The following is a 26,260-nucleotide window of genomic DNA, read 5'->3' as shown; positions in this document are numbered from 1 at the left end:
TCCGGCGGCACCGCGCCTCAGGGGAGTTCGAACCCGTCCGCGAAGATCGTGGCCGGCAGCCCGGCCGCGCAGCTCGTGCCCTGTACGATCCCCACGTCGTCGATCCACCAGCCGGTGGAGCCAACGCTCTGGTCCGAGGCGAAACGGAAGCGGAATCGCACCGACTGTCCGCCAAAGTCCGCCAGATCCACGCGCGAGACGATGAAACCGCTCGAATTCCCGGCCCAGGCCGCGCGTCCGCCGATGGCGCTGCCGTAGCTGGTGCTGATCGTGGTGGTGTAGCCGTTGGCGAGGAAGCGGCTGCCGTTGGCCGGCACCGTGCCGCTGCCGGCGAGGATGTCGATCCAGGTGGTGCCGTTGTCCAGCGAATACTCCAGCACCGCGCCGTCGTAGTTGGCCTCGGTGGCGTACCTGTGCGCGAAGGAGAGCACCGCGCTGCTACTTGCCGGGAGCGCGATCGGCTGGGCCATCGCCAGCTGGCGGTCCGACAGTCCGCTCGGATCGGGTACGAACCAGCTGTGGGTGGGCGAGTGCGCGTCCGTGGTGACGATGGCGAAGTTGCTGCCGACCGAGCCGCTGCCGGTTATCGTCCACTGCGCGCTGCCACTTTCCACATCGTCGCTGAAACTCGTGACGTCCGGGCCGAAAGCCGCCGCGCTGCGGATCACCAGGTTGGTGTCCTCCAGTCCGCCGCACTGGCCGGCGGCCGGCTGCGCGGCAAGATCCTCGGCGCGCACGATGTAATGCTGCGTCACTCCCGACCCCACTTCGTCCACGTCGGACAGCGCCGTGCCGGTGAGGCACGAGGCCAGCAGATTGCCGACATCGGGGGTGAAGCCGGGCGCGGTCGAGCGGTACACGTTGTAGCGGATGTCGCTGGCTGCCCCGCAGCTCGAGGTGGCCGCCGTCCAGGCGAGGTTGATGCCGCACTGGCTGGCGCTGCCGGCGCTGGTGGCCGAGCTCAGGCCGGCGAAGTCGGGCGGCAGGGCGCAGGTGCCGGTGGCCGTGGCCGATGCGCAGCTGCTTTGCACGGACGGACATTCTTCCGCATCGTTCCAGGCGATCACGCGATAGCTGTAGGCGCTGCCGCCGGACACGTTGCCGTCCACGAAGCCGGTGCCGGTGACTTCGCCGATCTCGACGTAGCCGGTGCCCGGGCAGGTACCGAGCGTGCGCAGCACGCGATAGCGATCGGCACCGGCCGCGGCGTTCCAGCTCAGCGTGATCTGATTGGGCGCGGTGGCGACGGCTGTGACGCCGGTCGGTGCCGGCGGCGGATTGCAGTTGTCGATGCCGTCGATGAAATCAGGTGCCAGTCCCAGTGGATCGAGATGGTCCCTGGCCCGCGTGGTGGGCGTGCCGATGCCCTCCCAGGCCGCGAACAGGCCGCCGTAGTCGTCGTTGAGGCTGCCCGCTGGCGCGTTGCAATAGGAGGCACCACCCGACAGCACGCCGACCAGGCGCTGCTGGGCATTGTAGAGCGGCGAACCCGAGGAGCCGGGCTCGGTCACGCTGGGCGGCAAGACGGGCGGCATCGGGCTGATGTTCGCAAGCCTGGGCGGGGTCGGATCCCAGTTCGCGCGCCAGTGGGTGTTCTGCGCGCCGCTGATGCCCGACAGCGGCATATTCACTTCGACGAAGGTGATGCGCTTTTCGTCCACGCCGGGGTGGTGGATCGAGGCGCACAGGCCGGCGGTGGAGGCTGGATCGGCCGGCGCGCCGCAGGTCGTGGGCGGCGGGCGACGGTCCCAGCCGGCCCAGTGCAGGTTGAAGCTGTTGCCGACCGGCGGGGTGACCAGTTCGATCAGGGTGAAGTCCGAGCGCGAGCTGGCGGTGCCGCTGCCCCAGGGGCTGTCCGTGGCGGCCACGAAGGCCAGGCCTTGCGAGGTGGTGGTGGGACGCGCGATCGGTGTACCGCTCGCCGCCGAACCCGGCACGCGGCAGGTCGGCGATTCGTAGTTCCAGTAGACCACCATGCTTTGCGCCGCACTGTTGCTGCCAACGCCGCAGTGGGTTGCCGTGGCGAAGAGCATGCGGCGATCATTCGCGGTGTTGTTCAGGAGCGAGCCGGTGCAGGTATCGGTGCCGCCGACGGTGTAGGCACCCACCGAGCGGCGCGGGCGGTTCCAGGGATCATTGCTGGCCAGGCAGGCAACGTCGGTATTGCAGGAGCCGGATTTGCAGACCTTGGAAAAATGGCCGAAGCCGCGATAGCCCTGTCCGACCCGCGTCAGGCGAAGGTGCGCCTGGTTGCGGCCGGTGGCCGGGACGCGAAGCTGGATCGTGGCATCCTCGCCGTCGAGCACCGCGGTCCAGAGCTGGCCATGCGGCGGAATGTCGGCGGCCGTGTACGGTCCCAGCGCGGTGGCACCCTTCGCACCGAAGATGTCCAGCCGCGCGCCTTCCGGCAGCCGCACCTGGTCGAACCCGAAGTTGAGGTGGACGGCACCGCTGCCGCGCACCTTGTACTGCCATACCCAGTCGCCGCTGTCGGCCTGCGCCCAGAGGCCGCTGGCCTGGGTGGAGACATCGATGCCGCGCGCGACCGCGAAACGGCGCGGAAGGCCGGAGTCGGCGTCGCGCCGCAGGTCTTCATCGGCCAGCGCCTCCAGATCGAGAGCGGGAAAGCTGCTGGCGGGCACCTTGCCCAGCTCCAGCAGGATCGGCGCATCCGGTGCGCTGGCGTCCGTTTGCGCGTGGGCGAAGGCCGCAAGCAGCCCCACGGCTGCCAGCGCGAAGAAAAGGCGTGCAAGGAGTTTCATGCAATGGGTCTCGAGGATGGCGAGGTTCGCGCGCAGGCGCAGCGCGCAAGCCGCCCCTTCGGCTCGCGCAAGGCTCGGCCGGGCGCGCGATCACGCCGGTTTGTCCGGCCATGCTGCGTCGGACTGCCGCTGCGGTGCAGGGAGTCTAACCGAGTCGGACTCAGCCGACAGCCGTCAGCCCGAAATCGATGCCCAGAAGGACCAGAAGACCGAACAGGGCGAAGATCGCGGCGGCGAGGAAACGCATCTTCGCCAGCGGGAATCGTCGCGCGAGACCTTCGCCGACCAGCACCGCCGGCACGTTGGCGGCCATCATGCCCAGCGTGGTGCCGAGCGTGACCATGATGAGGCTGTCGTAGCGTGCCCCCAGCGCCACGGTGGCGAGCTGGGTCTTGTCGCCCATTTCGGCCAGGAAGAACAGCATCAGGGTGGTGAGGAAGGCACCGCGCCGCAGCGGGCGCGCGTCCGATTCATCCAGCGTGTCGGGAATCAGCGCCCAGGCTGCAAAACCCAGGAATGCAAGGCCCAGAATCCATCGCATCAGCGCCGGCCCCACGTGCAGCGCGACCCAGTCGCCGATCGCGGCGGCACCGAAGTGGTTGACCAGGGTGGCAGCAAGGATGCCGGCAACGATGCGCCACGCCTGACCGGGAAAACGCGCGGCCAGTACGAAGGACAGGAGCTGGGTCTTGTCGCCGATTTCGGCGATGGCGACCATGCCGAACGAGGTGATGAGGGCTTCCACTCAGGGTTCCATGCGGGCCGGCGATCGGATACCAATGACCCTGTCGTCCGTCGCCGGCCCGGCTCCGGAAAACACGATCAAAGGTCTCGCCCTTGCCACCGACGCCATGGTCCGTCGACCAAGTCTGTTGACGTCGGCTCCTCCGTTGCGGAGGCGGCTACTCCCCAGTGACGGCGCACAGTGTCGGCAGCGGGCACGGCGCTGTCAACAGCGGCCGTAGACGTCTTCCAGGCGCTCGATGTCGTCTTCGCCGAAGTAGTCGCCGCACTGGGTTTCGATCAGGTGCAGATCGCTGTCGCCGGGGTTTTCCAGCCGGTGCAGGGTGTTCATCGGGATGTAGGTGGACTGGTTGCGATTCAGCAGCCGCTCCTCGTCGCCCACGCGCACTCTGGCGGTGCCCTGCACCACGGTCCAGTGCTCGCTGCGGCGCTGGTGGCGCTGCAGCGAGAGCACGCCGCCGGGCTTCACGGTCAGGCGTTTGACCTTGCAGTCCTCGGCGTCCTCCAGCACCGTGTAGCTGCCCCAGGGCCGGTGCACGGTGAGGTGGTGCTGGGCGGCGTAGTGGTCGCGCTGGCGCAGGGTATCGACCACGTGGCGCACCGCCTGTACCTGGTCGCGTCCGGCTACGAGGACCGCATCGCCGGCATCGACGATCACCAGATCATTGACGCCGACTGCGGCGACGAGGCGACCTTCGCTCTGGATGTAGTTGCCGCGGCCTTCGACCACGATCGCCTCACCCTGTACGCGATTCCCGATCGCATCGGGCGCGGTGAGCTCGCCCAGCGCATTCCACGAGCCGATGTCGCTCCAGTCGAAACGTGCCGGCACCACGGCGCGGCGCGCGGCGCGCTCCATCACGGCGTAGTCGATGGAGATGTCCGGCTGGGCCAGGAAGCTTGGCTTGTCGAGGCTGACCACGTCGCTCTCGCGGGGCGTGGCGTCGAGGCAGGCGCGGGCGGCGGCCAGCACCTCGGGGCAGGTCGCAGCGGCGGCGGCCAGCAGCGCGCCGGCGCTGAAGCAGAACATGCCGGCGTTCCAGGTGTAGTTGCCGGCGGCGAGGTAGCCCTCGGCGGTGGCCAGATCCGGTTTTTCGACGAAGGCGTCGATGGCAAAGCCGCCGTCGAGCGCGGCACCGGCGCGGATGTAGCCGAAGCCGGTTTCCGGCGCAGTGGGCGTGATGCCGAAGGTGACCAGGTAATCCTGCGCCGCCAGCGCGCGCGCGGCGGTGACGTCCTGCGCGAATGCGTCCACATCGCGGATCAGATGGTCGGCCGGCAGCACCAGAAGCTGGGCGTCCTCGCCGTGGCGCTGCGCGATGTCGAGCGCGGCCAGCACGATCGCCGGCGCGGTATTGCGCCCGGCCGGCTCCAGCAGCAGGCGCGAGCGGAACGGTCGCGTCGCGCTGCGGGCGTATTCGTCCGCGGTGAGGAAGCGGTAGTCGAAGCCGGTGACCGTCACCACTTCCCCGGCATCGGCCACCGCCAGCGCGCGGTCGAGCGTGCGCCCGAGCAGCGATTCGCCGCTGGGCAGGCGCATGAATGGTTTGGGAAAGGCGCGGCGCGAAACCGGCCACAGGCGCGTGCCGGCACCGCCGGACAGGATCACGGGAATCAGGACGGACACGTTGTTCTCCGGAAGGATGCGCGGCTCAGCGCGCCAGCTCGCCGACCACCTGCGTCACGCCCTCGCGCCAGTCCGGCAGGGTGACGCCGTAGCGCTCGCGCAGCGCGCGGGTATCGAGGCAGGAATAGGCGGGACGGCGGGCGGGCGTGGGCCAGGCGAGGGTCGGGATGGCTTCGACGAAGGGCGCGCGCTCGATCAGCCCCGCGACGAGCGCATCGGCGAAGATCGCCTCGGCAAAGCCGTGCCAGGTGGTGTGGCCGCTGGCGGCCAGGTGCACGGTGCCCGAGCGCCAGGGGTTGCCGTTCCGCGTCCGCGCCAGGGTCAATGCGGTCGCCGCCGCGATCCAGCGCGCCGGCGTGGGCGATCCGGTCTGGTCGCACACCACTTGCAGGTGGTCGCGCTCGGCCGCCAGGCGCAGCATCGTGCGCAGGAAGTTGTGGCCGCGCGCGGCGTAGACCCAGGCGGTGCGCAGCACCAGGTATTCGGCACCGCTATCGGCCAGGGCGATTTCGCCCTCGCGCTTGCTCTGGCCATAAACGCCCAGCGGCGCGGTGGGGTCGGCTTCGCGCCAGGGGCGGTTGGCGCTGCCGTCGAAGACATAATCGGTGGAGTAATGCAGCAGGCGCGCGCCGTAAACCTTGCACCAGCGCGCCAGCACCGCCGGTGCCTCGGCGTTGATGCGCGTGGCCAGCTCCGGCTCCGACTCGGCGCGGTCGACGGCGGTGTAGGCAGCGGCGTTGACGATCACGTCGGGGCGCTCGGCCTGCAGCAGCGCTTCGAGCGAGGCGGGCGAGGCGAGATCGGCCGCGCGTGCGCGGCCACCGCCGGGAAGCCGGCCGTCGCGCGTCGCCGGGATCACCTCGCCCAGCGGTGAGAGGCTGCGGTGCAGTTCGAATCCGACCTGTCCACCGGCACCCAGCAGAAGCAGCTTCATGGCGTGTACTCCGGCAGGCGATCGGGTGCGACTTCCGCAAGGAAGGGCGCGCGCGCGTCCTTGTCCGAGAGGATCGGTTCGGCGAGCGGCCAGTCGATGCCGAGGGTGGCGTCGTTCCAGCGGATGCCGGTGTCGGCGGCGGCGTCGTAGGCGGCGGTGCACTGGTAGGTGAAAATGGCGCGTTCGGACACCACCGCGAAGCCGTGCGCGAAGCCTTCGGGAATGTAGAAGTGACGCCTGTTCGCGGCGGTGAGCATCACTGCGCTCCAGCGCCCGAACGTGGGCGAACCGCGGCGGATATCGACCGCGACGTCGTAGACCTCGCCCTCCAGCACGCTTACGAGCTTGCCCTGCGGGTTGGGCCACTGGTAGTGCAGGCCGCGCAGCACGCCGCGCGAGGAGGCCGAGACGTTGCCCTGCACGAAATCGACCGTCAGGCCCGCCTCGGCGAGCTTCGCCTTGTTCCAGCTTTCGTAGAAGAACCCGCGCTCGTCGCCGAACACGCGCGGCTCGATGATGAGGCAGCCGGGAAGATCGGTTTCAATCAGCTTCATTCGGCCGCATCCTCGCGCAGCAGCGACACCAGATACTGGCCGTAACCGTTCTTGAGCAGGGGGGCCGCGAGGCGTTCGAGCGCTTCGGTGTCGATCCAGCCGTTGCGCCAGGCGATTTCTTCCGGGCAGCACACCTGCAGGCCCTGGCGCTCCTGCAGGGTCTGGATGAAGTTGCCGGCCTGCAGCAGCGATTCATGGGTTCCGGTATCGAGCCAGGCGCAGCCGCGCCCGAGGCGTTCGAGCCGGAGCGAACCGTCCTCCAGATAGCGCCGGTTGAGGTCGGTGATTTCCAGCTCGCCGCGCGGTGAGGGCTTCAGCTCGGCGGCGAAATCGCAAGCCCGTGCGTCATAGAAATACAGGCCGGTGACGGCATGGTGCGACTTGGGCCGGGCGGGCTTTTCCTCCAGCCCGATCACCCGGCCATCGGCATCGAACTCGGCCACGCCGTAGCGCTCCGGATCGCCGACCCGGTAGCCGAACACCGTGGCACCGTGCGTGCGCTGCGCCGCATCGCGCAGCTGCGCCTGCAGGCCGTGGCCGTGGAAGATGTTGTCGCCCAGAATCAGGCAGCTCGGCTCGCCGGCAACGAAGTCGCGCCCGATCAGGAAGGCCTGCGCCAGGCCGTCGGGGCTGGGCTGGGCCGCGTAGCGGATGTCCATGCCCCACTGGCGGCCGTCGCCCAGCAGGGTGCGGAACAGCGCCTGTTCGTGCGGGGTGTTGATCACCAGGACCTCGCGGATGCCGGCCATCATCAGGGTCGCGAGCGGGTAGTAGATCATCGGCTTGTCGTACACCGGCAGGAGCTGCTTGGAAACGCCCTGGGTGATCGGATACAGCCGGGTGCCGGAACCGCCGGCGAGGATGATGCCGCGCGGGGCGGCAGGGGTGTTCGATGTCATGTCGTCATCTGTAACGAGATTCGTAGAGCGCAGCTTGCTGCGCTGCTCCCATGTTTCACGTAGTGCAAGCGCAGCGAGCTGCGCCCTACTGGCCCAATCGCTCCATGCGGTAGCTGCCGTCCAGCACGCGGTTCACCCAGGCCTGATTGGCGAGGTACCAGTCCACGGTGCGCGCCATGCCGTGCTCGAAGCTGACCGTCGGACGCCAGCCCAGTTCCTGCTTGAGCTTGGAGGAATCGATGGCGTAGCGCCGGTCGTGGCCGGGGCGGTCCTTGACGAAGGTGATCTGTGCCGCGCGCGGCTTGCCGTCCTCGCGCGGCCGGCGCGCGTCGAGCAGGGCGCAGATGGCGTGGACCACGTCGATGTTGCGCCGCTCCGCATCCCCGCCGACGTTGTAGACCTCGCCCACGCGTCCGCGTGCCAGCACCGTGCGGATCGCCTCGCAGTGGTCTTCCACGTACAGCCAGTCGCGCACGTTGGCCCCATCGCCGTACACCGGCAGCGGCTCGCCGGCCAGCGCCTTGGCGATCATCAGCGGGATGAGCTTTTCGGGAAACTGGAAGGGGCCGTAGTTGTTGGAGCAGTTGGTGGTGAGAACCGGCAGCCCGTAAGTGTGGTGGAAGGCGCGCACCAGGTGGTCCGACGCGGCCTTCGAAGCCGAGTACGGCGAGTTGGGCGCATAGGGCGTGGTTTCGGTGAACCTGCCGGTATCGCCGAGCGAGCCGTAGACCTCGTCCGTGGAAACATGCAGGAAGCGGAACGCGGCGCGCTCGGCCTCCGGCAGCCCGCGCCAATGGTCGCGCGCGCATTCCAGCAGGGCGAGCGTGCCCACGACGTTGGTCTGCACGAACGCCGCCGGGCCGTCGATCGAACGGTCGACGTGGCTTTCGGCGGCGAAATTGATGATCGCCTGCGGCCGGTGCCCGGTCAGCAGGCTCGCTACCAGCGCGGCGTCGCCGATGTCGCCGTGCACGAAGCGGTGCCGCCCCGAGGCATCGAGACCGGCCAGGGTATCGAGGTTGCCGGCGTAGGTCAGCGCGTCGAGGTTGATGACCGTCCAACCGGCGGCCACCGCGCCGCGCACGAAGTTGCCGCCGATGAATCCGGCCCCGCCGGTGACGAGGACGGTGTTCATCAAAACGGAATGTCGTCGTCTTCGAAGGGCACATCCGCCGGCGGCGGAGGCGTGGCCGCACGCGGCGCAGGTGCCGGACGGTCACCGCCGCGCGCGCCGCCGTAACCGGCACCGCCGCGGGTTTCGAACTCGTCGTCGCGCGCGCGCGGCGCGGCGCGCTCGGGACGGGCACCGCCGCCGCCTTCGCCGCGGCTGCCCAGCATCTGCATCTCGTTGGCGATGATGTCGGTGCTGTAGCGCTCCACGCCGTCCTGGCCGGTGTACTTGTCGGTGCGCAGCGAGCCCTCGATATAGACCTGCGAGCCCTTGCGCAGGTACTCGCCCGCGATTTCCGCCAGGCGGCCGAAGAACTTCACCCGGTGCCACTCGGTGCGCTCCTGCTGCTCGCCGGTCTGCTTGTCGCGCCAGCTCTCGGAGGTGGCGATCCGGATCGAGGTGATGGCTGCACCGGACGTGGAGTAGCGGGTTTCCGGGTCAGCGCCCAGGTTGCCCACCAGGATGACCTTGTTGATGCCGCGCGCCATGTTCCTGATTCCTTTGGATTGCCGCGCCATTCGCGGCGGGATGACAGACTAGTATATCGTCGCGACGCGAATGCCCGGAAATAGCCGTATCCGGGCCTGCGACTTTTCCGCATTCGCGCATCGGAAAGCCGCCACGGCGGACCGTATAATGCGCCAATGACGATTGCCGCCTCCGCCCCGACGCCGCCTCCCGCGACAGCCCTGGCCCCCGATGCGATCGGGCGGCTCGTGAAACACGATCTGGACGGGGTCGATGCCCTGATCCGGGCGCGGTTGGCGTCCGACGTGCTGCTGATCAACCAGGTGGGCGAGCACATCGTCGGGGCCGGCGGCAAGCGCCTGCGCCCGCAGCTGCACCTGATCGCGGCGCGCGCGCTCGGCTACGCCGGCCAGGATCACCTGCAGCTGGCGGCGGTGATCGAATTCATCCATACCTCCACCCTCCTGCACGACGATGTGGTGGACGAGTCCGACCTGCGGCGCGGGCGCAAGACCGCCAACGCGCTGTGGGGCAACGCCGCCAGCGTGCTGGTCGGCGACTTCCTCTATTCGCGCAGCTTCCAGCTGATGGTCGAACTGGATCGCATGGCGGTGATGCAGGTGCTGGCCAACACCACCAACGCCATCGCCGAAGGCGAGGTGCTGCAGCTCCTGCACGTCAACAACCCGAACGTGGACGAGGCCGCCTACCTGCGCGTGATCGAACGCAAGACCGCGGTGTTGTTCGCCGCCGCCACGCGCCTGGGCGCGGTGCTTTGCGATCTGGATGCGCGCCACGGTGCCGCACTGCACGCTTATGGCCTCAACCTGGGCTATGCCTTCCAGATCGCCGACGACGTGCTCGACTACACCGCCGACGCCGCGGCGCTGGGCAAGAATCTTGGCGACGACCTGGCCGAGGGCAAGGCCACCCTGCCGTTGATCCACGCCATGTCCCGCGCCGACGTGGCCACCCGCCAGCGCCTGCGCGAGATCGTGCAGGCGGGCGACGCGGAGGCGATGCCCGAAGTGCTTGCCGCCATCGAGACGGCCGGCAGCATCGCCTACAGCCACCAGCGCGCCGTCGACTACGCCGATGCCGCCGAGCGCGCGCTGGGGACGCTGCCGGAGAACGCCTGGACGGCGGCATTGCGGGGGCTGGCGCGCTATGCGGTGGATCGGGATTTTTGATCGGCAGGCCGTCTACGCCGCCCTGCCGTAGGTCGGCCCTACGTGGCCGACGCAGGAGTGCCATGCGGCCAGGCCGTCGGGGACGTAGCCCCGACCTACACCGAGCGCCCCTCCGTTTGCACGGAGGGGCGGGTTTTCCCCAATGCTGGGCGTGACTCAGCCTGCGTGCTGCACCAGCTGTGCCAGGCGGCGCAGCGCCACCGAGGCCGTCGGGTAGTCCAGCTCACGCTGGCTGCGCACTTCCTGGAGCATGGCCACCGTGAAGCGCAGGCCCGACTCCTCGCGCGCCAGCCAGGCCGTGAGGCGATCAGCGGGTTTGCCGGCACCCGATTGCAGCACCTGGGCCACCAGCGCGCTTTGCTGCGACTGCAGTTCGTCACGCAGTGAGCCGCGCGCCAGCGCGTGCCAGCGTCCGTCCACCGGCAGCGTATCGATGCGTTCGCCGAACCAGGCCAGGTTCAGCGCCTGGCCGAGTCCGAAGTAGGTGCGAGCCACGTCGAGCACCTCGAAGCCGTTGTCCAGCGCCACCTGCACGATGTCCAGCGCGCTGCCGAGGAAAGGCATGGACGCCAGCTGCTCGGCCATTTCCTGCGGGAAGCCTTCATCCATCCAGCGCGCGCGCGCGTCGGCGTGTGCCAGGCGGTCCTGTTCGGACAACACCTGATCCAGGGAGGTGCGCAGGGCCGCGACGCCGGCGCCGTAGCGTTCCACCGAGGCTGCGATGTCGAGGTTCACGCCCGGCAGGTTGAGCAGCCAGCGCGTCATGCCGCGCAGCTTGTTCCAGACGAGCATCAGCGCGTCCAGGCGGGAGCGGTCGGGCACCGAAAGGCTGAGTGCGTCGATGCCTTGCCACAGGCTGCGCGCCTCGCCGATCACGCGGGCAATGGTGTAGGCCTTGGCCACCTGCGCGGCGGTTTCGCCGGTGTCTTCCTGCATGCGCAGCAGGAAGGTGGCGCCCATGCGGTTGACCATGGAGTTGGTCACGGCGGTCGCGATGATCTCGCGCTTCAGGCGGTGGCGCTGCATGTTGGGAGCGAAGCGCTCCTGCAGCGGCTTGGGGAAGTAACGCTGGAGTTCGGCCGACAGGAACGGATCTTCCGGCACGTCGGAATCGATCAGCTGGTTGTAGACCGTCATCTTGGCGTAGGCGAGCAGCACCGCCAGCTCCGGCCGGGTGAGGCCTTCGCCGCGCGCCTTGCGCTCGGAGAGCTCCGCGTCGGAAGGCAGGTATTCGATCTGGCGATCCAGCAGGCCCTGGCTCTCCAAGGTGCGGATGAAGTGCTGCTTGGAGCCTAGGCGGGTCACGCTCATGCGCTCCATGAGCGACAGCGCTTCGTTCTGGCGCACGTTGTCGCGCAGCACCAGATCGGCCACTTCGTCGGTCATCTCGTGCAGCAGCGCGGCGCGCGACTGCACGTCGAGCTGGCCATGGGCCACCGCGTCGTTGAGCAGGATCTTGATGTTGACTTCGTGGTCGGACGTGTCCACGCCGGCGGAGTTGTCGATGGCATCGGTGTTGAGGATGACGCCGGCCTGCGCCGCCTCGATGCGGCCGCGCTGGGTCATGCCCAGGTTGCCGCCCTCGCCGATGATGCGGCAGCGCAGCTGGTTGCCGTTGACGCGGATGGCGTTGTTGGCGCGGTCGCCCACCTCTGCGTGGGTTTCTGAGCTGGCCTTGATGTAGGTGCCGATGCCGCCGTTGTAGAGCAGGTCCACCGGCGCGCAGAGCGCGGCCGTGATCAGCTCGTTGGGCGTCAGGTGCTCGGTGTCTTCGGGCAGGACGAGTAGCGCGCGGATTTGCGGGGTGATCGCGATGGATTTGAGGCTGCGCGGGAACACGCCGCCGCCGGCCGAGATCAGCGCGGGGTTGTAGTCGGCCCAGGACGAGCGCGGCAGGTTGAACAGGCGCTCGCGCTCGGCGTAGGAGGTGGCGGCGTCCGGATTGGGGTCGATGAAGATGTCGCGGTGGTCGAACGCGACGACCAGGCGGGTGTGCCTGGACAGCAGCATGCCGTTGCCGAACACGTCGCCCGACATGTCGCCGATGCCCACGCAGGTGAAGTCCTCGTTCTGGCAGTCGCGCCCGAGCGCGAGGAAATGGCGCTTGACCGATTCCCAGGCACCGCGCGCGGTGATGCCCATGCCCTTGTGGCTGTAGCCCACCGAGCCGCCCGAGGCGAAGGCGTCGCCCAGCCAGAAGCCTTCCTCCAGCGCCAGGCCGTTGGCGATGTCGGAAAAGCGCGCCGTGCCCTTGTCCGCGGCCACGACCAGGTAGGGATCGTCCTCGTCGTGGCGCACCACGTCCGGCGGCGGCACGATCTTGCCTTCGACGATGTTGTCGGTGATGTCGAGCATCGAGCCGATGAAAAGCTTGTAGCAATCGATGCCCTCGGCCTGCACCGCTTCGCGGTCGGTGGGCGGGCGCTTGACGAAAAAGCCGCCCTTGGCACCCACCGGCACGATGACGGTGTTCTTCACCATCTGCGCCTTCACCAGACCCAGCACCTCGGTGCGGAAGTCCTCGCGACGATCCGACCAGCGCAGGCCGCCGCGCGCCACCGGGCCGAAGCGCAGGTGGGTGCCTTCCACGCGCGGGCCGTAGACGAAGATTTCGCGGTAGGGGCGCGGCTTGGGCGATTCGGGCATCGCCGAGGGATCGATCTTGAACGCGATGACCTCCTGCGCGCGGGGCTTCTGACGCTGGTAGAAGCTGGTGCGCAGGGTTGCGAGCATCGCGGTCTTGAAGCTGCGCAGGATGCGGTCTTCGTCGATGCTCTCGACCCGGTCCAGCACCGCCAGCAGCGCCTGGTGCGCGGCGTCCATCTGGGCGTGGCGCCCATCGAGGCGCGCGGCGATGACCGGCTCGACCGCCTTCATCGCGGCCTCATCGGCACCCACCAGCGCCTGCAGTTCGGTACCGAAATCCTTCTGGCCGGCGGCCTTCTGCGCGCTGTCCTCGTCCGGATGGAAGCGTGCTTCGAACAGTTCGACCAGGAGACGGGCAACGAGCGGATAGCGCGCCAGCGTTTCTTCCATGTAGCTCTGCGAGAACGGCACCCCGACCTGCAAGAGGTACTTGGCGTAGCCGCGCAGCATGGCGACCTGACGCCAGTCCAGGCGTGCGGCCAGGATCAGGCGGTTGAACCCGTCGCTCTCGGCGCGCCCGCGCCAGATGTTCTCGAAGGCCTGTTCGAAGCGCGCGCGCACGGCGTCCACGTCGACCGTGCCGATGGCCTCGATCTCGAAGTCCTGGATGAAGGTGCCGGCATCATCCAGGTGCACGGCGTAGGGGCGCTCGGTCTGGATGCGCAGTCCGAGGTTTTCCAGCAGCGGCAGTGCCTCGGAAAGCGAGATGTCGCTGCCGGTGCGGTAGATCTTGAAGCGCAGCTGCGGCGTCCTGTCCTTGGCGCGGTGCAGGTAGAGGTTCAGACCGAGGCCATCATCACGCTCCAGCGCGGCGAGGCGGATCACGTCGTCGGCCGCCACCTCGGGTGCGACTTCCGCGACATAGCCGGCCGGCAGGGCGCGGGCAAAACGGTTGGCGAGTTTCTGCCCTTCGGCTTCGCCGCAGCGCTGCACGAGGTGTTCACGCAGGGCGTCGTGCCAGCTGCGAACGATGCCAGCCATCTGCTGGTTGAGGTCATCCACGTCTACGTTCTCCGGTGTACCCGCCTTGGGGCGGACGATCATGTGCATTTGCGCCAGCGGCGAAGAGCCGACGTGGCTGGTGGTGTCGATCTGCTGGCCGTTGAGTGCCGCCATCAGGAGGTCCTCGATGCGCTGGCTGACCTCGGCGTTGAAGCGGTCGCGCGGTACGTAGGCCAGGATCGAAAAAAAGCGGCCGAAGCGGTCGCGGCGCAGGAACAGGCGCGGGCGGATCCGTTCCTGCAGCGCCAGCACGCTCATCGCGGTGCGGTGCAGTTCGCGCGAATTGCTCTGGAACAGTTCGTCGCGCGGCAGGATCTCGAGGATCTGGCGCAGGGCCTTGCCGCTGTGGCTGTCTGGTGCCAGCCCCGACTGGTTCATCACGAAGGCGTGGCGCTGGCGCACCAGCGGAATGTCCCAGGCACGCGCGCTGTACGCGCTGGAGGTGAACAGGCCGATGAAGCGGCGTTCGCCGGTCGTGCGCCCGGCGGCATCGAACTGGAGCACGCCGATGTAGTCCATGTAGCCGGCGCGGTGCACCGTGGAGCGGGCGTTGGTCTTGGTCAGGATCAATGCGTCCGGTTCGCTTTGCGCGGCGGTGAGCGAGTCGAGCACGCCGCGCACCGAGCGCGGGCGGCCGGCGCGCTGGTTGCTGCGCAAAAGGCCCAGGCCGCCTTCCGGCAGGGCGCGCAGGACCGTGTCATCGGGCGAGGAGCCCAGCGCGTACTCGCGATAGCCCAGGAACACGAAGTGGTCGTCCGCGACCCAGCGCAGGAATTCGCAGGCTTCGTCCACGCGCTCGCGTGGCAGGCCCGAACCGGCCTGCGACAGGTGTTCGGCGCTTTCAAGCGCGCGATCGCGCATGGCGCGCCAATCGGTGACGCAGGCGCGCACGTCATCGAGCGCCGAGAGGATGGCGCGCTCAAGCCGAAGGAATGCCGCCGGGCCGATCTGGCGGTCGATCTCGATGTGCATCACCGATTCGGTGGCCCCGCTGCCCAGTCGCGTGGCGACACCGCTGGCGTCGCGCTCCACGTCGATCACCGGGTGGCCGAGGACGTGGATGCCGACCTGGGCCGCGTCGAGCACCATGCTGACCGAGTCCACGAGGAAGGGCATGTCGTCGTTGGCGATCTGGATCACCGTGTGCGGCGACTCCCAGCCGTGCGCCTCCAGCGTCGGGTTGAAGATGCGCAGGGCCGTCGTTCCCGGCGCACGCTGCTGCAGGAACTCGAGGTATCCGCGGGCGAGTGCCGCCCATGCAGCGGGCGCGCGGATCGCGTACTCCTCCGCCTCCATGCGGGCATAGAACGCCCGCGCGAAAAGGTCGGCGTCGTGTGCCTTGTTGGCAGGCACGCTGCCGCGCAGCGCGTCGAGGACCGCCCCGAGCCGTGCGTCGGCTGTCGGGGCGGTTGAATCGGAAAGGGTGGTCATCGTGAACCGAAAGGTTGGGAACACGGCCGGAAATTATGCCACCACGGCATCGGCTTCGGTGGCCTTGCAGCGTGCCCGGGGTGCTTTGCCGGGATATTTCGCAGCCGCGGGGTCACGGCGGGTTCAGCCTTGCGCCGCGGCGCTTGCGGCGCAGTCCGCGCCATACGCCGGGGCATGTGCGCCGCGCGACGGGTGCCGCCGGATGCCGGCATTGGAGTAAGTGCGCGCTTCGCGCTAGAGTTTTCCTCCCGCCACCCGCTGCTGCGAGAGTGTGTAATGAGCGCGACTTCCCCTGCCGCCCCCCTGATCGGAATCACCGGCATCATCCGGCGTCTGGCGATGGACGGCGTACTCACCGAAGCCGATGCCCGACGCGCACAGGATGAAGCAGGCAAGGAGCGCAAGCCGATCCCGGTCTGGCTGATGGAAAAACGCCTGGCCAGCGCGGCCCAGATTGCCGCGGCGAACTCGCTGGAGTTCGGCATGCCGCTGTTCGACGTGACCTCGATGGACCTGCGCCAGGCACCGACCAAGCTGGTCTCCGAGCAGACCATGACCACCCACCAGGTGCTGCCGCTGTTCAAGCGCGGCACCCGCCTGTACGTGGGCCTCGCCGACCCAACCAACACCCGCGGCCTGGACGACGTCAAGTTCCAGACCAACCTGTTCACCGAGGCGATCCTCGTCGATGCCGACCAGCTGCGTCGTGGCATCGAGACCGCGCTGATGGCGACCGACTCCTTCGATGCCGGCGGCGAAGACGACGAGGGACTTGCCGACCTCGAATCCTCGACGGGAGACGATGACGAGGATGCCGGCGGCGGCGTGGATGCCAAGGGCGACGACACCCCGGTGGTGAAGTTCGTCAACAAGATGCTGGTGGATGCGATCAAGCGCGGTGCCTCGGACGTGCACTTCGAGCCCTATGAATCCGAGTACCGCGTGCGCTACCGGATGGACGGCATCCTGCGCACCGTGGCCAAGCCGCCGGTCAAGCTCAACCCGCGCATTTCCTCGCGCCTGAAGGTGATGAGCGGCCTGGACATCGCCGAGCGGCGCGTGCCGCAGGACGGGCGCATCAAGCTCAACCTTTCCAAGAACAAGGCGATGGACTTTCGCGTCAGCACCTGCCCGACGCTGTTCGGCGAGAAGATCGTGCTGCGTATCCTGGACGGCAGCGCGGCCAAGCTGGGCATCGACATGCTGGGCTACGAGGACGACCAGAAGCAGCTCTTCCTGGACGCCATCGCGAAACCGTACGGCATGGTGCTGGTGACCGGCCCCACCGGCTCGGGCAAGACCGTGTCGCTCTACACCGCGCTCAACATCCTCAACACCGACGCGCGCAACATTTCAACGGTGGAGGATCCGGTGGAAATCCGCGTGCCCGGCATCAACCAGGTGCAGCAGAATGCCAAGCGCGGCATGACGTTTTCCGTGGCCCTGAGGAGCTTCCTGCGTCAGGACCCGGACGTGGTGATGGTGGGCGAAATCCGCGATCTGGAAACCGCCGAGATCGCGGTCAAGGCCGCACAGACCGGCCACATGGTGCTGTCCACCCTGCACACCAACGATGCGCCGCAGACGGTTTCGCGCCTGATGAACATGGGCATCGCCCCGTTCAACATCATTTCCTCGGTGTCGCTGGTCATCGCCCAGCGCCTGGCGCGGCGCCTGTGCCAGCACTGCAAGAAGCCGATGGCGCTGCCCGACCATGCGCTTCTGGCCGAAGGATTCACCCAGCAGCAGATCGATGCCGGCCTGCACCTGTTCGATGCCGTGGGCTGCGACCAGTGCAACGAGGGCTACAAGGGGCGCACCGGCATCTACCAGGTGATGCCGCTGACCGAGGAGATCCAGAAGATCATCCTGGAAGGAGGCAATTCGATGCAGATCGCCGAGGCTGCGCAGCGCGCCGGCATCAACGATCTGCGCCAGTCGGCGATCCGAAAGTGCGCGGCCGGCGTCACCAGCCTGGCCGAGATCAACCGCGTCACCAAGGATTGATCACGCGGCACCGGGAAGGGTGCCGCGTCGGCCGCGTCAGACGCGCCCGGCGAATTCGCCGGTGGCGGTGTTGACCCAGATCTTCTCGCCGTTGGAAATGTATTCGGGCACCTGGATTTCGATGCCGGTGCTGAGGCGGGCGGGCTTGGGGCGCTTGGTCGCGGTGCCGCCCCTGAGTTCGGGCGGGGTGTCGATCACCTCCAGTTCCACGCTCTGGGGCAACTGCAGGCCCACCGGCGCATCGTCGATGATCTGCACGTAGCAGTCCTTGAGGCCGTCGCTGATGTAACCGGCGCTGTCGCCGATCAGCTCGGGCCCAAGCACGTACTGGGTGTAATCCTCGTCGTCCATGAAGACGAAGGCGTCGCCGTCCATGTAGGAATAGCTGCAGGAGCGCCGGCTCAGCTCCACCTCCTTGAGCTCATCGTCCGCGCGCAGGCTCAGGTCGAGCTTGCTGCCGGCCGGTACGCTGTAGAGGGTGAAGCGGAAGGTGACGTTGCCACCGCGCGCGGTGGGGGAACTGCGCTCGATGTCGCGCACCTGGTAGATGCCGCCGTTGTGCTCGACGACGTTGCCCTTGCGGACATCGGATGCCTTCATGGGAGAAATCCTGCTGGGGAGTTACTTGGGCTGCAGCCGGATCGCGCCATCGACGCGGATCGCGCTGCCGTTGAGGTAGCCGTTGCGGAGGATGTAGGCGACCGTGTCGGCAAACTCGGCCGGATCGCCCAGACGCGAAGGGAAGGGCACCTGCGCGCACAGCGACTGGTAGATCGCCTCGGGCATGCCGTCGACCATCGGGGTGTGGAAGACGCCCGGCGCGATCGCCATCACGCGCACGCCGATGCGGGTGAACTCGCGCGCCAGCGGCAGGGTCATGCCGATCACGCCGCCTTTGCTGGCAGCGTAGGCAGCCTGCCCGATCTGGCCTTCCCAGGCCGCGATGGAGGCGGTGAAGGTGATCGCCCCGCGCTCGCCGTCGGCATTGGCCTCGTTGTGCTGCATCAGGTTCGCGGCGGCCTTGGCGATGTTGAAGCTGCCGATGAGGTTCACCCGCACCGTGGTGGCGAAGCGCTCCAGCGGCATCGGGCCCTCGCGCCCGAGGGTGCGCCCGGCGCCGAGGATGCCGGCACAGCAGACCGCGGCGTTGAGTCCGCCCATCTGCTCGCGCGCCTGCGCCAGCGCGGTTTCCGCGGCGGCCTCGTCGCTCACGTCCAGGTGCAGGTAGCGGGCGGCCTCGCCCAGTTCGGCGGCCGCGGCCGCGCCCCTTTCGTTGTTGAGGTCGAGCAGGGTGACGCGACCGCCGTCGGCGACGATGCGCCGCGCGGCGGCCAGGCCGAGGCCGGAGGCGCCGCCGGTGACAACGGCGCGGACATCACTGGATTTCATCGTGCGGGTTCCTGGGAGCATGCGAAGACAGGGCCCGCATTGTAGCGGCCGGGCCCGCCGCGCGGGACCGGCGGCGGGCTGTGCCTTCAGCGTGCTTTCGGCGCCGGCCGGCGGATCAGGCCGGCGCCGCCTCCGCCGCCTCGGACTTGGCCAGCGGCAGGATCTTGAGGCCGGCCCAGGCCATGAACAGGGCGACGAGCGGCCCCGCCAGGTTGAAGAAGGCGTAGGGCAGGTAGTCGAAGGTGGCTACGCCCAGAGTCGCCGCCATGTAGGCACCGCAGGTGTTCCAGGGCACCAGCGGCGAGGTGATGGTGCCGCCGTCCTCCAGCGCGCGAGAGAGGTTTTCCGGGGCCAGGCCGCGGCGCCGGTACTCGGGCTGGTAGAGCCGCCCGGGAATCACCAGGGCCATGTACTGGTCGGCGGCCACCACGTTGGTGCCGAAGGCGGTGACGATGGTCGCGGCGATCAGCGAGCCGGCCGACTTGGCCGCCGCCAGCACGCTGCGGATCATGCGCTCCAGCAGGCCGGTGCGCTCCATCACCGCGCCGAAGCCCAGCGCGCAGATGATCAGCAGGACCGTATTGAGCATGCTGATCAGGCCGCCGCGGGTCAGCAGGCTGTCGACCGCCGCGTTCCCGGTATCGGCCTGGTAGCCGTCGATGACCGCCTTCCAGGCGCCCGCCAGCAGGGCCAGGGGCCGGGACAGCTCCTCGTCGTCGGCCAGCGCCACGGTCAGGTCGGGCTGGAAGAGCACCGCGAACAGGCCGCCGAGCAGGGCGCCGATCATGATCGTGGGAATGGCCGGGAAGCGCTTGACCGCCAGCACGAAGACCACCACCAGCGGGATCAGCAGGTACCAGCCCAGCGCGTAGTGCTCGCCCAGCAGCACCGGCAGGTCGCCGAAGCCGACCTCATTGCTGCCGCCGTGGCTGCCGAACAGGCCGATCGACGTGAACAGCACCAGAGCGATGGCGATGCTCGGGAAGGTGGTCCAGGTCATGTGGCGGATGTGCGAGAACAGCTCGGCGCCGGCCGCCGCCGGGGAGATGATGGTGGTGTCCGAGATCGGCGACATCTTGTCGCCGAAGTAGGCGCCGGAAATCACCGCGCCGGCGGTGATTTCCGGCGACATGTCCAAGCCCTGGGCGACGCCGATCAGCGCCACGCCCAGGGTGCCCGCCACTGTCCACGAGCTGCCGATGGCCATCGCCACGATGGCGCAGATCAGGCATGCGGCCGGGTAGAAGTAGGCCGGATGCAGCAGCTTCATGCCGTAGACGATCAGCGTCGGCACCGTGCCGCTGAGGATCCAGGTGCCGATCAGCGCACCCACCCACAGGAGGATGAAGATCGGCACCACGGCCAGCGCCACGCCGTGCACCAGGTGGTCCTGGATGTCGCGCCAGGCGATGCCGTTGCGCAGCCCGACGAGGGCCGCCACGCCGGCTGCCAGCATCAGCACGATCGGGCTGGCCCCGGAGGAGGCGTCGTCGCCGTACAGATAGACGGCGCCGACCAGCCCGACGATGAGGAACAGCAGCGGCGTCAGCGCCTGGAGCAGGCTGGGCTCGCGCGGGGATGCTGCGGTCATGGGGAGTGCGTCCGGGCCGCCGGGATCAGCGCTTGCGCAGCTTGCTGTGGCGGTAGCCGTAGGCGAAGTAGATCACCATGCCGATGGCGGTCCAGCCCACCATCAGACGCCAGTGCTCGGAAAACGGCTGGATGAACAGGTAGAGGCAGGCGGCGGCACCCAGGATGGAAACGGCCCACACCGCGCGCACGCGGAACGGGCGCGGCAGATCCGGGCGGGTATAGCGCAGGATCAGGACGCCGATGCATACCGTGGTGAAAGCCAGAAGCGTGCCCATGGAAACCAGCTCGCCCAGCAGGCCGATCGGGAACAGGCCAGCGAGGATGGCGGCCACGGTGCCCACGATGATGGTGCTGATGTAGGGCGTGCGGAACTTCGGGTGGACCTTGCCGAACACGGCCGGCAGCAGGCCGTCCTTGGACATCGAGTAGAAGATGCGCGGCTGGCCCATCAGCATCACCAGGATCACCGAGGACAGGCCGGCGATGGCACCCAGTTCCACCAGCCACTTGAGCCAGGCCAGCGAGGGGTAGGCTTCCAGCGCGGTGGCGACCGGCTTGGCGGTGCCGAGCTGGGTGTAATGCATCATGCCGGTGAGGACCGCGGCCACGACGATGTAGATGATGGTGCACAGGAACAGCGAGCCGAGGATGCCGATGGGCATGTCGCGCTGCGGGTTCTTGGCTTCGCCGGCTGCCGTGGATACCGCGTCGAATCCGATGTAGGCGAAGAACACCACCGCCGCACCGCGCACGATGCCGCTGTAGCCGAACTGGCCCGGGCCGGTGTTTTCCGGGATGAAGGGCACCCAGTTGTCGGGGTTGATGAACTGGATGCTGAATGCCACGAACAGCAGGATCACGGTGACCTTGATCGCCACGATGATCGAGTTGACGAAGGCCGACTGGGTGATGCCGACGTAGCACAGCCCGCTGATCGCAGCGACGATGAAGACCGCCGGCAGGTTCACGATGGCGCCGCTCATCACGATCTCCGAGCCGGAGATGGTCAGCGGCGCCGAAGACAGCGCGGCCGGCAGGGCCATGCCGAGATTGCCGAGGAAACTGTTGAGATAGCCCGACCAGCCGACCGCCACGGTGGAGGCGGCAAAGAGGTATTCCAGCACCAGGTTCCAGCCGATGAACCAGGCGATGAACTCGCCCAGGGTGGCGTAGGAGTAGGAGTAGGCGCTGCCCGAGACCGGCATCATCGCGGCGAACTCGGCGTAGCACAGGCCAGCCAGGGCGCAGGCGAAACCGGCCAGGACGAAGCTCAGCACAAGGGCCGGACCGGCGTGCGCGGCCGCAGCGTGGCCGGTGAGCACGAAGATGCCCGCGCCGATCACCGCGCCGATGCCCAGCATCACCAGCTGCCGGGCGGTGAGGGTGCGCTTGAGGGTGGCCTCGCCTTCGAGACTGCCTTCCACCGGCTCGCCCGCATCGACGTGGCCCGATGGTGCGATCGGCTTGGTGGCCAACAGGTTCTTGAGCATGCGGTGTTTCCCCTCGCGGCAAATGGCGAATCCGAAAAGCGGCAGGACGCAGCCTGCCGCAATGAGCGCCGAACCTTAACGCGGCCTGAGAGCCGCATCAAGCGCGAAACGCGATGTTCACGGTCATACTGCAGCGCCGCGATGCCACGAGCCTTTCCTGATGCCGCTCCATTCGCCATTGCACGCTGCATTGCAGCATCACGCGCATGCCGTGCCCGATCAGCGCGATGCCGTCGAAATCTTCCTCGCCTTCCTGCGCTCGAACCCGGGCGTTTTCGAGCGCAGCCACCCGCCGGGGCACTTCACCGGCTCGGCCTGGCTGGTCAGTGCGGACGGCGCTCGCGTGCTCCTGACACACCATCGCAAGCTCGGGCGCTGGTTCCAGCCTGGCGGCCACGCCGATGGCGATACGGACCTCGTGCGCGTGTCGCTGCGCGAGGCCAGCGAGGAATCGGGCCTGTCCGATCTGGTGGTGGAGCCGGCGATCTTCGACCTGGATCGCCACCTGATCCCGGCGCGCGGCACTGAGCCTGCGCACTGGCACTACGACGTGCGCCACGTCGTGCGGGCGACCGGGAGCGAGGCGTTCAGCGTGGGCGAGGAATCGCTCGATCTGGCCTGGCGAAGCGTCGCCGAACTGCCGGAAGACGCCTCGCTGGATGCCTCGATCCGCCGCATGGCGCGGCGCTGGCTGGCGCGCCAGGCGGCATCGTGAGGCCGCCGCAACGCGGGTCGGCTACTGGACCGGGCCGTCCTCGCGCAGGAATCCGGTGCGCACAGCTTCGCAGCGCCCCTGCACGCACTCGCAGCCGCTGATGGCGGGAAAACCGCAGACGCCGCTCGTGCCCGAGGCCGCGCAGGCGGCTTTCACCTGATCGGGAAACGTGGGGCTGTCGACGTTGACGCAGGCCGGATAGTAGCCGCAGCAGTTGCCGACGTTCTTGACGGCGCAGTCGGCGTCGATGCGGCACGAATAGTCGACTTCGCCGATCGCGCCGGTGCCGTCCTTGGCCGTGCTGGCATCGCCTTTCGCGGGGGGCATGAGGTCCTCGTCCAGGGTGTACCGCTCCTCCTCGTCCGCGTCGTCGGGTTCGAACGAGTCGGCGACGACGGCCGCGGGTGGCGCGGCGTCCGCATCCTCCGGTGCCGCCACCTCGCGCGGTGTGCCGCAGGCCGCCAGCAGCACCAGCAGCACGGCGAATGCGAAGTAGCGCAGCGCGGGGCGCATCAGGCGCTCCAGGTGTCGCGCAGGGTCACCACGCGGTTGAACACCGGGCGCGCGGGCGCGTGGTCGTAGCGATCGGCGGCGAAGTAGCCGCTGCGTTCGAACTGGAAGCGGGTTTCCGGCTCAACCTCGGCCGCGGCCGGCTCGACGTAACCTTGCACCACGCGGCGCGAATCAGGATTGATGAAGTCGCGGTAGGTCTTGCCGTCGGCATCCACGTCCGGGTCGGGCACGGTGAAGAGGCGGTCGTAGAGTCGGATCTCGGCCGCAATCGCGCGCCGCGCGCAGACCCAGTGGATCGTGCCCTTGACCTTGCGATCCACCGCGCTGCCGCCGGGGCGGGTGTCCGGATCGAGCGTGGCGCGCAGTTCGACGATGCGTTCGCCCTCGCGGATGACCTCCTCGCAGCGGATGATGCCCACGCCGCGCAGGCGCACTTCGCCGCCGGGCACCAGGCGCTTGAATCCCTTGGGCGGAACCTCGGCGAAATCCTCGCGCTCGATCCACAGCAGGCGCGAGAAGGGCACGCTGCGCTGGCCCATGGACGCATCCTTGGGATGGTTCGGAAAATCCAGGGTTTCGGCGTGGTCGTCGGGCAGGTTGGTCAGCACCAGCCTGAGCGGATCGATCACCGCCAGCCGGCGCGGCGCGTGGGCGTCGAGGTCCTCGCGGATGCAGCCTTCCAGCACCGAGTAGTCGATCAGCGAGTTCTGCTTGGAGATGCCGATGCGATCGGTGAACAGGCGCAGCGCCGCGGGCGTCGCGCCGCGGCGGCGGATGCCCTGCAGGGTCGGCATGCGCGGATCGTCCCAGCCGTCGACCAGGCCGTCGTTCACCATCGCGAGCAGTTTTCGCTTGCTCATGACGAGGTAGTTGAGGTTGAGGCGCGAGAACTCGATCTGGCGCGGCTTGGCGGCGGTGTTGGGGAAACCTCTCGCCACCAGCGGTGCCATCAGTTCGGGGTGGCCGGCGAGGTCCACCTTGTCCACGCACCAGTCGTAGAGCGGGCGGTGGTCCTCGAACTCCAGCGTGCACAGCGAGTGGGTGATGCCTTCGATCGCATCGCCCAGCGCGTGCGCCATGTCGTACATCGGATAGATGCACCAGGCGTTGCCGGTGTTCTGGTGCGGGGTGTGCTTGATGCGGTACAGCGCCGGGTCGCGCAGGTTGATGTTGCCCGAGGCCATGTCGATCTTGGCGCGCAGGGTGCGCGCGCCGTCGGGGAACTCGCCGGCGCGCATGCGGCGGAACAGGTCGAGATTCTCCTCCACGCTGCGGTTGCGCCAGGGCGACTCGCGCCCCGCCTCGGTCAGGCTGCCGCGATAGGCGCGGACGTCCTCGGCGGAGAGATCGCAGACGAAGGCGTCGCCCTGCGCGATGAGCTTCTCGCAGGCGAGGTAATACACCTCGAAGTAGTCCGAGGCGTGGCGCAGCTCGCTCCATTCGAAGCCCAGCCAGCGCACGTCGTCCTGGATGGCCCGGACGTACTCGGGATCTTCCCTGGCCGGGTTGGTGTCGTCGAAGCGCAGGTTGCAGCGCCCGCCGAACTCCTGCGCGATGCCGAAATCCAGGCAAATCGCCTTGGCGTGGCCGATGTGGAGATAGCCGTTGGGTTCGGGCGGGAAGCGCGTCTGGATCGCGCCGTGCTTGCCCGACGCGAGATCCTCGCGGACGATCTGGCGGATGAAGTCGTTGCGTTCTGGCGCGGCGGGCGTAGCGTCGGACATGGCGGCATGCGGAGCGGAAAAGGGAAGTGTAACCGGCGTCAGGGCGGCGCTTGCCGCGCCTGTGCGCTGGGTCAGGGGGCGGTGCGGCTCAGCTCGTGCACGGCATCGACCAGCGCCTTGAGATGGTCGGGCTTCACGTCCGGGGTGATGCCGTGGCCAAGGTTGAAGACGTGGCCGGGGCCGGGGCCGTAGCTTTGCAGCACCGCGGCGGCTTCGCTGCGGATGCGTTCTGGCGAGGCGAACAGCACCGCCGGGTCGAGGTTGCCCTGCAGCGCCACGCGCCCGCCGGTGCGCCGACGCGCCTCTTCCAGCGTCACCGACCAGTCCACCCCGATGCCTTCGGCACCGCTGTCGGCCAGGGCTTCCAGATGCGGCGCATTGCCCTTGCCGAACAGGATCAGCGGAGTGCGATTTCCACCTTCGCCGCGCGGCAGTTCCTGCGCGATGCGGGTGAGGTAGCGCAGCGAGAACTCGCGGTACATCGCCGGCGCAAGCACGCCGCCCCAGGTGTCGAAGATCTGCAGCGCCTGCGCGCCGGCCTCGCGCTGGGCGGCGAGGTAGGCGATCACGGCCTGTGTCACCACGTCCAGCAGGCGATGCAGGGTGGCCGGATCGTCGTACATCATCGCCTTGATGCGGGCGAAATTGTCGCTGCTGCCGCCTTCGACCATGTAGCAGGCGAGCGTCCAGGGGCTGCCGGAAAATCCGATCAGCGGCACGCGGCCATCGAGCTCGCGCCGGATCAGGGAAACCGCGTCGGTGACATAGCCCAGTTCCGCTCCGATATCGGGCACGGCAAGCCTGGCCACGTCGGCGGCGCTGCGCACCGGACGCTCGAACTTCGGGCCTTCGCCTTCGACGAAATACAGGCCCAGCCCCATCGCATCGGGCACGGTGAGGATGTCGGAGAACAGGATCGCCGCGTCGAGTTCGAAACGCTCCAGCGGCTGCAGGGTGACTTCACAGGCCAGCTCCGGGGTTTTCGCCAGCGCCAGGAAGCTGCCGGCGCGGGCGCGGGTGGCGCGATACTCGGGCAGGTAGCGTCCGGCCTGGCGCATGATCCAGACGGGGGTGCAGTCGACGGGCTCGCGCCGCAGCGCGCGCAGGAAACGATCGTTTTTCATGGTGTGGTTCCGGGTGGGGCCGACTCAGGCGGCATCGGGGTGTGGGCCGCGGACCTCGAATCCGCGCCGGGCATGTTCGGCGCGGGCCGCCTCGAAGGCGTCCACGGCCTGTGCGCGGGACAGGAACAGCGCGCGCCGCACCTGGCTGCGACCGCCGGCCTGCCCGGTTTCCCGGATCAGTTCCCAGCCGCCGAGCAGGTCCTCCTGCAGCACCAGCCGCACGAAGCGGGGTGTCGGGAGGCTGGTCGAGGTTTGCTGCATCGTGAGTTGTCGCATC

At 68.5% G+C, this 26,260-nt stretch carries 20 protein-coding genes and 1 riboswitch; of the genes, 3 read left to right on the top strand and 17 right to left on the bottom strand.

Annotated features, from left to right (window positions below):
• Positions 1 to 17: 17 nt before the first annotated feature.
• From WB794_RS02480 to ssb, 8 genes are all read right to left on the bottom strand, one after another.
• Entirely contained in the window at positions 18 to 2,762 is a 2,745-nt protein-coding gene (locus WB794_RS02480) for a fibronectin type III domain-containing protein (RefSeq protein ID WP_337334259.1), read from the bottom strand.
• 160 nt (positions 2,763 to 2,922) lie between these two features.
• The gene (locus tag WB794_RS02475; protein ID WP_337334258.1) at positions 2,923 to 3,507 is read right to left on the bottom strand and encodes a TMEM165/GDT1 family protein; all 585 of its coding nucleotides are present in this window, start codon (positions 3,505 to 3,507) and stop codon (positions 2,923 to 2,925) included.
• Positions 3,508 to 3,582: 75 nt separating this feature from the next.
• A riboswitch (yybP-ykoY riboswitch) is annotated at positions 3,583 to 3,685 on the bottom strand.
• A 26-nt stretch (positions 3,686 to 3,711) separates the two neighbouring features.
• Positions 3,712 to 5,133, bottom strand: a complete 1,422-nt coding sequence (locus WB794_RS02470) for a mannose-1-phosphate guanylyltransferase/mannose-6-phosphate isomerase (RefSeq protein ID WP_337334257.1) — start codon at positions 5,131 to 5,133, stop codon at positions 3,712 to 3,714.
• 25 nt (positions 5,134 to 5,158) lie between these two features.
• The gene (gene rfbD, locus WB794_RS02465; RefSeq protein ID WP_337334256.1) at positions 5,159 to 6,067 is read right to left on the bottom strand and encodes a dTDP-4-dehydrorhamnose reductase; all 909 of its coding nucleotides are present in this window, start codon (positions 6,065 to 6,067) and stop codon (positions 5,159 to 5,161) included.
• On the bottom strand, positions 6,064 to 6,621 hold the full coding sequence (rfbC, locus tag WB794_RS02460) for a dTDP-4-dehydrorhamnose 3,5-epimerase (protein ID WP_337334255.1): 558 nt from the start codon (positions 6,619 to 6,621) through the stop codon (positions 6,064 to 6,066). The genes rfbD and rfbC overlap by 4 nt, the downstream gene beginning before the upstream one ends.
• Positions 6,618 to 7,520: a glucose-1-phosphate thymidylyltransferase RfbA gene (gene rfbA, locus WB794_RS02455; RefSeq protein ID WP_337334254.1), complete on the bottom strand. Its 903-nt coding sequence runs from the start codon at positions 7,518 to 7,520 to the stop codon at positions 6,618 to 6,620. The genes rfbC and rfbA overlap by 4 nt, the downstream gene beginning before the upstream one ends.
• 85 nt (positions 7,521 to 7,605) lie before the next feature.
• Positions 7,606 to 8,655 carry a dTDP-glucose 4,6-dehydratase gene (gene rfbB, locus WB794_RS02450; protein ID WP_337334253.1) on the bottom strand — a complete coding sequence of 350 codons (1,050 nt, stop codon included), beginning with the start codon at positions 8,653 to 8,655 and terminating at the stop codon, positions 7,606 to 7,608.
• Entirely contained in the window at positions 8,655 to 9,179 is a 525-nt protein-coding gene (gene ssb, locus WB794_RS02445) for a single-stranded DNA-binding protein (protein ID WP_337334252.1), read from the bottom strand. The genes rfbB and ssb overlap by 1 nt, the downstream gene beginning before the upstream one ends.
• 156 nt (positions 9,180 to 9,335) lie before the next feature.
• Here ssb and WB794_RS02440 point away from each other — a divergent pair, with 156 nt between their 5' ends.
• Positions 9,336 to 10,349 carry a polyprenyl synthetase family protein gene (locus WB794_RS02440; protein ID WP_415926629.1) on the top strand — a complete coding sequence of 338 codons (1,014 nt, stop codon included), beginning with the start codon at positions 9,336 to 9,338 and terminating at the stop codon, positions 10,347 to 10,349.
• A gap of 156 nt (positions 10,350 to 10,505) precedes the next feature.
• Here WB794_RS02440 and WB794_RS02435 read toward each other — a convergent pair whose 3' ends face one another.
• Positions 10,506 to 15,428, bottom strand: a complete 4,923-nt coding sequence (locus tag WB794_RS02435; RefSeq protein WP_337334251.1) for an NAD-glutamate dehydrogenase — start codon at positions 15,426 to 15,428, stop codon at positions 10,506 to 10,508.
• 276 nt (positions 15,429 to 15,704) lie between these two features.
• On the opposite strand from WB794_RS02435, the gene pilB reads away from it, so the two are divergent.
• The gene (gene pilB, locus WB794_RS02430; protein ID WP_479686623.1) at positions 15,705 to 17,435 is read left to right on the top strand and encodes a type IV-A pilus assembly ATPase PilB; all 1,731 of its coding nucleotides are present in this window, start codon (positions 15,705 to 15,707) and stop codon (positions 17,433 to 17,435) included.
• A 36-nt stretch (positions 17,436 to 17,471) separates the two neighbouring features.
• Here pilB and efpL read toward each other — a convergent pair whose 3' ends face one another.
• The 4 genes from efpL to WB794_RS02410 form a co-directional block, all read right to left on the bottom strand.
• Positions 17,472 to 18,035: an elongation factor P-like protein EfpL gene (efpL, locus tag WB794_RS02425; RefSeq protein WP_337334250.1), complete on the bottom strand. Its 564-nt coding sequence runs from the start codon at positions 18,033 to 18,035 to the stop codon at positions 17,472 to 17,474.
• A gap of 21 nt (positions 18,036 to 18,056) precedes the next feature.
• Positions 18,057 to 18,824, bottom strand: coding sequence for an SDR family NAD(P)-dependent oxidoreductase (locus WB794_RS02420; RefSeq protein ID WP_337334249.1), 768 nt, complete (start codon positions 18,822 to 18,824; stop codon positions 18,057 to 18,059).
• Positions 18,825 to 18,939: 115 nt separating this feature from the next.
• A complete protein-coding gene (gene nhaC, locus WB794_RS02415) occupies positions 18,940 to 20,415 on the bottom strand; it encodes a Na+/H+ antiporter NhaC (protein WP_337334248.1) in 1,476 nt (491 codons plus the stop codon).
• 25 nt (positions 20,416 to 20,440) lie between these two features.
• Positions 20,441 to 21,907, bottom strand: a complete 1,467-nt coding sequence (locus WB794_RS02410; protein WP_337334247.1) for an amino acid permease — start codon at positions 21,905 to 21,907, stop codon at positions 20,441 to 20,443.
• Positions 21,908 to 22,067: 160 nt separating this feature from the next.
• On the opposite strand from WB794_RS02410, the gene WB794_RS02405 reads away from it, so the two are divergent.
• Complete coding sequence (locus tag WB794_RS02405) at positions 22,068 to 22,622, top strand: NUDIX hydrolase (RefSeq protein ID WP_337334246.1); 555 nt, start codon at positions 22,068 to 22,070, stop codon at positions 22,620 to 22,622.
• A gap of 21 nt (positions 22,623 to 22,643) precedes the next feature.
• On the opposite strand, the gene WB794_RS02400 is transcribed toward WB794_RS02405, so the two are convergent.
• The 4 genes from WB794_RS02400 to WB794_RS02385 form a co-directional block, all read right to left on the bottom strand.
• Complete coding sequence (locus tag WB794_RS02400; RefSeq protein WP_337334245.1) at positions 22,644 to 23,135, bottom strand: hypothetical protein; 492 nt, start codon at positions 23,133 to 23,135, stop codon at positions 22,644 to 22,646.
• Entirely contained in the window at positions 23,135 to 24,859 is a 1,725-nt protein-coding gene (locus WB794_RS02395) for a glutamine--tRNA ligase/YqeY domain fusion protein (protein ID WP_337334244.1), read from the bottom strand. The genes WB794_RS02400 and WB794_RS02395 overlap by 1 nt, the downstream gene beginning before the upstream one ends.
• Positions 24,860 to 24,930: 71 nt before the next feature.
• Positions 24,931 to 25,983 (bottom strand): uroporphyrinogen decarboxylase, encoded by a 1,053-nt coding sequence (gene hemE, locus WB794_RS02390; protein ID WP_337334243.1) that lies wholly within the window; start codon positions 25,981 to 25,983, stop codon positions 24,931 to 24,933.
• Positions 25,984 to 26,007: 24 nt separating this feature from the next.
• The gene (locus WB794_RS02385) at positions 26,008 to 26,259 is read right to left on the bottom strand and encodes a WGR domain-containing protein (RefSeq protein ID WP_337334242.1); all 252 of its coding nucleotides are present in this window, start codon (positions 26,257 to 26,259) and stop codon (positions 26,008 to 26,010) included.
• Position 26,260 lies beyond the last annotated feature (1 nt).

The organism is Denitratimonas tolerans (genome assembly GCF_037203605.1).
GTDB lineage: Bacteria > Pseudomonadota > Gammaproteobacteria > Xanthomonadales > Xanthomonadaceae > Denitratimonas > Denitratimonas tolerans.
Note: the sequence above shows the minus strand (reverse complement) of the source record. Positions and strands in the feature narration are given on the sequence as shown.